The sequence below is a fragment of the Arachnia sp. genome (assembly GCF_057238465.1).
Window position 1 is genome coordinate 49895 of the sequence record NZ_DBHHFZ010000018.1, and the last position, 7226, is coordinate 57120.

Genomic DNA, 7226 nt, shown 5'->3' on the forward strand with positions numbered 1-7226 from the left:
AAACTATGGACTCTCGTCTAATTCACTAGATCACGAGTAGGTAACCATTCTCGACTCTAGTATTGCGGCGCCTCACTGTCAATCCCTCGACGAGACTCATAGTCCCCGCGTGGGTAGGGGCCGTGCCTCACCCGGTTTCCTCAGAAGATGGGTGGGGCGGGCGGCAAGGGGATGTGAAGGATCTGTCGTTGGCTGATCGGATGGAGGTCACCAAGAAGTACGCGAAGGCCCACCAGACCGCGTCGAAGAAGGACAAAACCACTGGACGAAACTTGGGCCATGTCTGTCAACAGTTGCGCCGCCGGGGCGGGCAGTCCCCCGGGACGGGCAGTCGCGACGATCGTGGTCGTCGATTGATGCCGATCCTTGTAAGTATTCCTGCGACGCCCGACTCGTGTTGGGACGGCGTGAGCCGGCACGGATGTCAGCGACCAGTTCCGGTATCTTCACACCAACCGGCAGCCCCAGCGGGCACGGCCGTCGACCAGCCCGCACACAAGCCCGTTGCTGCCCGAAAGGGCGCGAACCCGCCCAGGCCGACGGCTCGGCGGTATCCCGCCTGGGCGGAGCAAATCCCGGCAGACGACCGTCGAGGGCCAAGAGGGCCGGCGCCGGCGTGGGATCAGCAGCCGGCTGCTGCTTCCAGAGCCAGGGACAGGGCGACATGGTGCGAGTCGACGCCGAAGCCGCGCAGGTCGTAGTCGTCGTCGGCGAGGGTGTCGGCGGTGAACAGCAATTGGGCGAAGCGCACTCCGCGGACCTTAGCGATCGCCGCCATCGCGGCGCATTCCATCTCGACGGCGACGCAGCCCTGCGACTTGCGCTGCTCCACCAGGGCGCGGGTCTCACGGAAGAAGCCGTCGGTGGTCCACACCGGAGCGACCTGCGCCCCAAAGCCCGCTGAACGCGCCACCTTCGCGACGGTGGCTCGCAGCGCCTCGTCGGTCTCGACCCACGCCCCGGCCTTCAGGTAGTGATACGACGTACCCTCGTCGCGCAGCGCTCGGCTGGGGACGATGAACTCCCCCTCCTGCAGTTTCCGGAGCGCCCCGCAGGAACCGACGGCGACCAGCGATTCGGCCCCGGAGCGAATCATCCGCTCGGTCACCAGAGCCGCGGCGGCCGCGCCGATCGGCATCGGCACGACCCGCACCGCCTGCCCGCCGCGCGTCGCCTCGTAAATCGGGTACTCGACGGTGACGAACGGCACGGTCCCCACCCGCCGCACCTCCCAGCCCTCGGCGGTCTCGATCGTCTTCTCGGACAGGAACGCCAACACAGCGACGTCAGGCCCCTCGACCTGCACATCGGCGAACATCATCGGCGAGATGAGGTCGTCGGGGTCATCGTCGAAGTCGAGGATTGGAAAAGCACCGGGCATCAGCATGGGTTGATCATCCCACGCGAGTCGCAGCGACGGCGGGCGAGTTCGGTTCAAACTCTCTTGTCCTCCTCACGTGCACATACCTGAACATGTCCCATGGGATTCGGTACGCCGCTGAAAGTCGGGCATGCGACGGCGGAAGCACTCGTGGTCGTCGTCACTCTTCGGAAATGCAAACCCGGTTGAGTCGGGGCGTGAGGAAGGAGCGGCCCGAGGTGAAACCATCCGGCACCCGAAAAGCAGACCCGGCCACAGGTCCTTGAACACCCTCACTGCGGTTTCCATGCGGCCAGCCCCGTCGGCTTTGAGAACCTCTCACTCCGTTGCTGAAGGAGCCATCAGCTCGGGGGCGACGGGGGTCCGGACCCCCTCGTCGACGGAGTTCAGGTGCGGCAGTTCGTCCATTGAAACGTCCAGCGCCCGGAATCGTCGCGCCGAGACCAGTACCCGCGACTCCAGCGTGCCCATGGCGGCGTTGTAGTTCTTGACCGTGCCGTTGATGGATGCCCCCAGTTTCTCGAAGTGCGATCCCAGGGTCGCCAGCCGGGAGTACAGCTCGCGTCCGAGCGCGCTGATTCTCGTCGCCGACTCCGCCAGCCGCGACTGCCGCCACCCGTGAGAGATGATCTGCAGCAGCGGGATCAGCAGGCCCGGTCCCGCCAGGGTGATCCGACGGGCGGCGGCGTACTCGTGCAGGGTGGGTTGCTGTTCCAGGGCGAGGCGGTAGAACTCGTCGCTGCCGAGGAACAGCACCACGAACTCGGGGCTGCCTGCGTCGAGGGCCCAGTACTCTTTGGCGGAGAGCTGGTCGATGTGGGTGCGGACGTGTCTGACGAAGCGCCGCAGGTGCGCGGCGCGTTCCTCCTCGTCCTCTGCCTGGCAGGCCTCCAACACGGCCGACAGGGGCACCTTCGAATCCACGAACACCGCCCGGCCCCCGTCCAGGTCGATGCGCATGTCGGGGCGCAGCCGGTTGCCCTCCGAGGAGGTGTAGCTGGTCTGGGTCTCGAAATGGCAGTGCTCCACCAGCCCCGCGACCTCCGCTATCCGCCGCAGACTGGACTCGCCCCAGGCGCCCCGCACGTGAGGGGCCCGCAGCGCCGATGCCAGCGACGCCGCTTCCTTCCGCACCGCCTCGCCGGAGACCCGGACCCCCTCCACCTGCTGCCTGAGTTCCGCGGCCAGGGCGGTGCGCTGCTTCTCCACCTCCGCCAGCCGCTGCTGGAGTTGACGCAGCGCCTCGGATATCGGGGTCAGGCGCAGTTCCGCGGCACGATCGGCCTGTTGCGTCTGCTTCTCCAGGGCATCCGCCGACAGGGACCGGAACTGGTGGGCGAGCTGTTCGCGGTCCGCGGTGACATCCGCGGCCCGTTGGACGGCGGCGTCGCGTTCCGCCTCGGCGCGTGCCGTGCGGGTGGTGGCGCTCTGGCGGGCGAGCAGAAAACCGAGGGCCACGCCGACCAGCAGCGCCGCCAGGACCAGGAGCAGTGAGGAAGTGTCCATGAGGGAAGGGTTGCAGACGGCACCGACATTTTTCGCCGCGCCCCATCGCGCATGCGGGGACGCGGCGGCGAGCGTTCATCCTCAACGGGGGGACCACGTGTGCCCTCTACCCCATGCGGGGACGGTTTTGTCGGGGATGGGGTGTTGAATGGGAATCGTGTTCTCGAATCCTTCTTCCCATCTGGATGACCTGGCCGCCTTCGTGACGGCCTCCCCGACCAGCTATCACGCTGCCTGGAACATGGCGTCACGCCTTGCCGATGCCGGTTTCGTCCCGGTCGACGAGAAGAGCCGGTTCCCGCGGGGCGCCGGCCGGTTCTTCATCGTGCGGCACGGCGCCGTGATCGCCTGGCGACAACCAGAACGCATCGACGAGGCCACCGGGCTGCGCGTCGTCGGCGCCCACACCGATTCCCCGGCCCTGAAGGTCAAACCCGAGGCCAGCTTCTCCTTCCGCGGGTGGGGTCAGATCGCCGTTGAGATCTACGGCGGTGCGCTGCTGAACTCGTGGCTGGACCGGGAACTCGGCATCGCGGGTCGCATCATCACCCGCGACGGCGCCCAGCACTTGGTGCGTCTCGACTCCGTGGCCAGGCTCCCGCAGCTGGCCATTCACCTGGACCGGTCGGTCAATGACGGTCTCAGGCTCGATCGGCAGACCCACACCCAACCCGTCTTCACCCTTGACGCCGAACCCGACCTGCTGGCGGCCCTCGCGGAGCAGGCGGGGGTGAGGCCCGGCGATGTCCTGGGACACGATCTGTTCACCTACCTCTCACAGCCTCCGGCTCGTTTCGGGCTGCGTGAAGAGTTCTTCGCTTCGTCTCGCTTGGACAACCTCTCCAGCACCCACGCCGGATTGACGGCCATCGAGGACCTGGACGACGGCGACGACCTGGTGGTCCTGGCCGCCTTCGACCACGAGGAGATCGGTTCCGCCACAAGCTCCGGGGCGGCCGGGCCGTTCCTCGAGGACGTGCTTGAGCGGATCACATCCGTCGCAGGGTGTGATCTCGACGCGACGAAGGCGCTGCTCGCCCGCGGCTCCTGCGTCTCGGCGGACGCCGGGCACCTGGTCCACCCCAACTATCCCCAGCACCACGACCCGCACGTCGATCTTGTTCCCAACGGCGGCCCCATGTTGAAGGTCAACGCCAACCAGCGTTACGCCACCGACGCGGTGGGTGAGGTGCTGTGGCTGCAGGCCTGTGAGTCCGCGGGAGTGCCGTCGCAGGTGTTCGTTTCCAACAATGCGATGCCGTGCGGTTCCACCATCGGCCCCATCACCGCCACGCGGCTGGGAATGGTGACGGTGGACGTCGGCATCGGGTTGTTGTCGATGCACTCGGCCCGGGAGATGTGCGGGGTGGAAGACCCACACCACCTGGCCGCTGCACTGCGCGCCTACCTTGAGGGATGATTGGTTCCCCCGAAGCCGGTTGAGCCGAGCCTCACGAGCGTCGACGAGCGGGGTGTGTTGAAACCGGTCTGGTTGAAGTTGGTTGAGCCGAGCCTCACGGGTGTCAGTGAGCGGGGCGTGTCGAAACCATTCCGGTTGAAGTTGGTTGAGCCGAGCCTCACGAGCGTCAGCGAGCGGACGTGTCGAAACCACCCGGCGACCGCCCGGGACCCACGCCCACGGCTGTCCCTTCGCAGTGGTATCGGGTCAGTGCTCAAACCCGCGGAACCCCTGGAAACAGTGTGCAGGCCCGCCTGCGAACCCGGCCCAAGGAGAGAAATGGCCGGTGCGGCGGGCCTGCCAAGCGCTTGTGGCATAGCGCGTAGCGGTGGTCCTGAACACCTGTGACCAACTGTGTCGTTCACTGAGGAAACCCTAACCCACAGTATTTGGAAAACGCAAGTGGTTCGTAAATATTTTTCGTCGGCGCGACGCCGACCCTTCCGAGGTGGCGTGTCGTAGACTCATCGCTCGTGGCTCTCACCATTGGAATCGTCGGCCTCCCGAACGCCGGCAAGTCGACCCTGTTCAACGCGCTGACCCGTAACGATGTGCTGGCGGCCAACTACCCGTTCGCGACGATCGAACCGAACGTCGGCGTGGTGGGGGTGCCGGATTCCCGGCTGCCGGTGCTGGCGAAGATCTTCGGCTCGCAGCGCATCCTGCCCGCCACCGTGAGTTTCGTGGACATCGCGGGCATCGTTCGGGGGGCGTCGAAGGGTGAGGGCATGGGCAACGCGTTCCTCGCCAACATCCGTGAGGCCGACGCCATCTGCCAGGTGACCCGCGTCTTCGAGGACGTCGACGTGACGCACGTCGACGGGAAGGTGGATCCGGCCGGCGACATCGACACGATCACCACGGAACTGATCCTCGCGGACCTCCAGAGCCTGGAGAAGGCGCTGCCGCGTGTGGAGAAGGAGGCGCGGATCAAGAAGGAGGCGCGCCCGAAGCTGGAGGCCATGAAGGCGGCCGTCGAGGTCCTCGAATCCGGGAAACGGATCCACGGTTCGGGACTGGACCTGGAGTTGCTGCGCGACCTGTTCCTGCTCACCGCGAAACCGTTCCTGTACGTGTTCAACTGCGACCAGGACGAACTGGCCGACGAGGACCTCAAGGACCGCATGCGCCAGGTCGTCGCCCCGTCCGAGGCGATCTTCCTCGACGCGAAGTTCGAGGCCGAACTGGTGGAGATGGACGAGGAGGAGGGGCGCGCGTTCCTGGAGGAAATGGGAATCACGGAACCGGGCCTCGACGTGCTGGCCAGGGTCGGCTACGAAACCCTCGGCCTCCAGTCCTACCTGACAGCGGGCCCGAAGGAGGCCAGGGCCTGGACCATCCCCCAGGGAGCGACGGCCCCCGAAGCGGCGGGGGTGATCCACACCGACTTCCAGAAGGGTTTCATCAAGGCCCAGGTCGTCAGCTTCGACGACCTCGTGGCGGCAGGATCCGAAGCGGCGGCAAAGGCGGCCGGAAAGATGCGCCTGGAGGGCAAGGACTACGTCATGCAGGACGGCGATGTCGTGGAGTTCAGGTTCAATGTGTGAGTGGCTTGTTTCTGAAAGGAAGAAGTGATCGACTGGTGGCAACAGTTCGCCGCAAAATGGGATTGGACGGATCCCATGCTGCTGCTGAGCCTGATTACGGTCATGGTTACTGCGCTTATTCCTGTATTTATCTGGCGTCTCGACTCCAAGCAAGCGAAGCGGCAAGCAGAGAGCTTGGAAAGGCAGAAAACTGTTCTCGCGAAGAGTCGTAGGGATGAGCTTTTAAATACTGTTTCCCAAAGTGCGGATAAAACCCATTTGAAACTACTTTGGGAGGAAATGGGTGAGTATGATGACGGTGATCAAAAACTTCTGAAGAGAACTTTTCGTGCTAATCCTGCCGTCGCCCTTCCGGGGACTAAACTTGGTCTCGAAGTTGCAGATTTCTTGGATCAGGCGGCGCTTGATGACTATATGATTGGCTTAGAGAAGCGATATTCCGTTAGCAAAGACAATTTCTGTGCTTATGATGGTTTGATTACCTTCGTTGACTCAGCTGTTAAGAGAGGCTTGGAAGTAAATGCCTTTGCCATCTCTCAATTGGTGACGGGTCAGACGGCTGAGCGTCAGCGTCCCGGCCATGTTTTCTATCGAGTTTTGCTCCATGTCCTGCCTGCATGCGCTAGTAGGCTATTGCGTCAAGTTGAAGCTATTGACTACAGCACCAAAGGCGGACTCAGGCTTAACGTGCTTACGGGGGTACTTCTAGGGGTCAAGGACATGGAACTCGGTCGTCAAAGTAGTTCTATGTCCAAAGAGGCAATTTCACAGTTTTGTTCCGAGGTCTCGAGTGCGCTGGGGTACCTATTGCACCGGGACAACCTCCGATCTTTTGATCATTGGTCCTTGGAAGGGTCGTCGGAGCCGGTGTCCGCCACAGTTGCTTGGTTGGTTAGGGCTGTTGGATGGCTGGCAGATTCTAACCCCCACAATGTCATGCGAATGGTTCAAAACCTGCCCGCAGCAATCGCATCCATCCCATCTCGGGATCTAGGCTGGGGAATCGACGATGCGGATGTGCGTCAAGGGTTCAGATGGATCGAGAAGAAGCGACCGGACCTCTGGAGTGAATACGGAGAAAAACTGGAAGAAGCCGCTGATGTTGTTGGGGATTGGCGATGCTAGGTTCTGGAGGCGATGCAATGAGGCTTATTCATAGGGGTGTTTTGGTTTTTCTCAGCTAACGCTTTGTCCTGAGGGATGCGAGGGTGGCTTGCCTGATCTGAGACAATTCAAAGTGTCCTACCACAAAGATTCTCAGTTGAAAGACAAGCCGCTGCCGTGAATACTACCACATGCCTTGACCGTGGCCAGATCCTTGACCTGTGCGAAC

At 63.4% G+C, this 7226-nt stretch carries 5 protein-coding genes; 3 read left to right on the top strand and 2 right to left on the bottom strand.

Features of this window, described 5'->3' with window-relative positions; genetic code table 11:
• Positions 1 to 622 precede the first annotated feature (622 nt).
• Together ACO6D6_RS14555 and ACO6D6_RS14560 are read right to left on the bottom strand one after the other, a co-directional pair.
• Positions 623 to 1438 (bottom strand): nucleoside phosphorylase, encoded by an 816-nt coding sequence (locus ACO6D6_RS14555; protein ID WP_484785964.1) that lies wholly within the window; start codon positions 1436 to 1438, stop codon positions 623 to 625.
• Between the two features lie 261 nt (positions 1439 to 1699).
• Positions 1700 to 2887 carry a DNA recombination protein RmuC gene (locus ACO6D6_RS14560; RefSeq protein ID WP_484785965.1) on the bottom strand — a complete coding sequence of 396 codons (1188 nt, stop codon included), beginning with the start codon at positions 2885 to 2887 and terminating at the stop codon, positions 1700 to 1702.
• Positions 2888 to 3035: 148 nt separating this feature from the next.
• Here ACO6D6_RS14560 and ACO6D6_RS14565 point away from each other — a divergent pair, with 148 nt between their 5' ends.
• The 3 genes from ACO6D6_RS14565 (at position 3036) to ACO6D6_RS14575 (ending at position 7018) form a co-directional block, all read left to right on the top strand.
• Positions 3036 to 4307, top strand: coding sequence for a M18 family aminopeptidase (locus tag ACO6D6_RS14565; protein ID WP_484785966.1), 1272 nt, complete (start codon positions 3036 to 3038; stop codon positions 4305 to 4307).
• A 512-nt stretch (positions 4308 to 4819) separates the two neighbouring features.
• Complete coding sequence (gene ychF, locus ACO6D6_RS14570; protein ID WP_484785967.1) at positions 4820 to 5893, top strand: redox-regulated ATPase YchF; 1074 nt, start codon at positions 4820 to 4822, stop codon at positions 5891 to 5893.
• 24 nt (positions 5894 to 5917) lie between these two features.
• Positions 5918 to 7018, top strand: a complete 1101-nt coding sequence (locus ACO6D6_RS14575; RefSeq protein ID WP_484785968.1) for a hypothetical protein — start codon at positions 5918 to 5920, stop codon at positions 7016 to 7018.
• Positions 7019 to 7226: the final 208 nt, after the last annotated feature.

Excerpts from the sequence above, each read along its gene's own strand:
- ACO6D6_RS14565 (WP_484785966.1), top strand. The coding sequence starts at position 3,036 with ATGGGAATCGTGTTCTCGAATCCTTCTTCCCATCTGGATGACCTGGCC.
- ACO6D6_RS14560 (WP_484785965.1), bottom strand. The coding sequence starts at position 2,887 with ATGGACACTTCCTCACTGCTCCTGGTCCTGGCGGCGCTGCTGGTCGGC.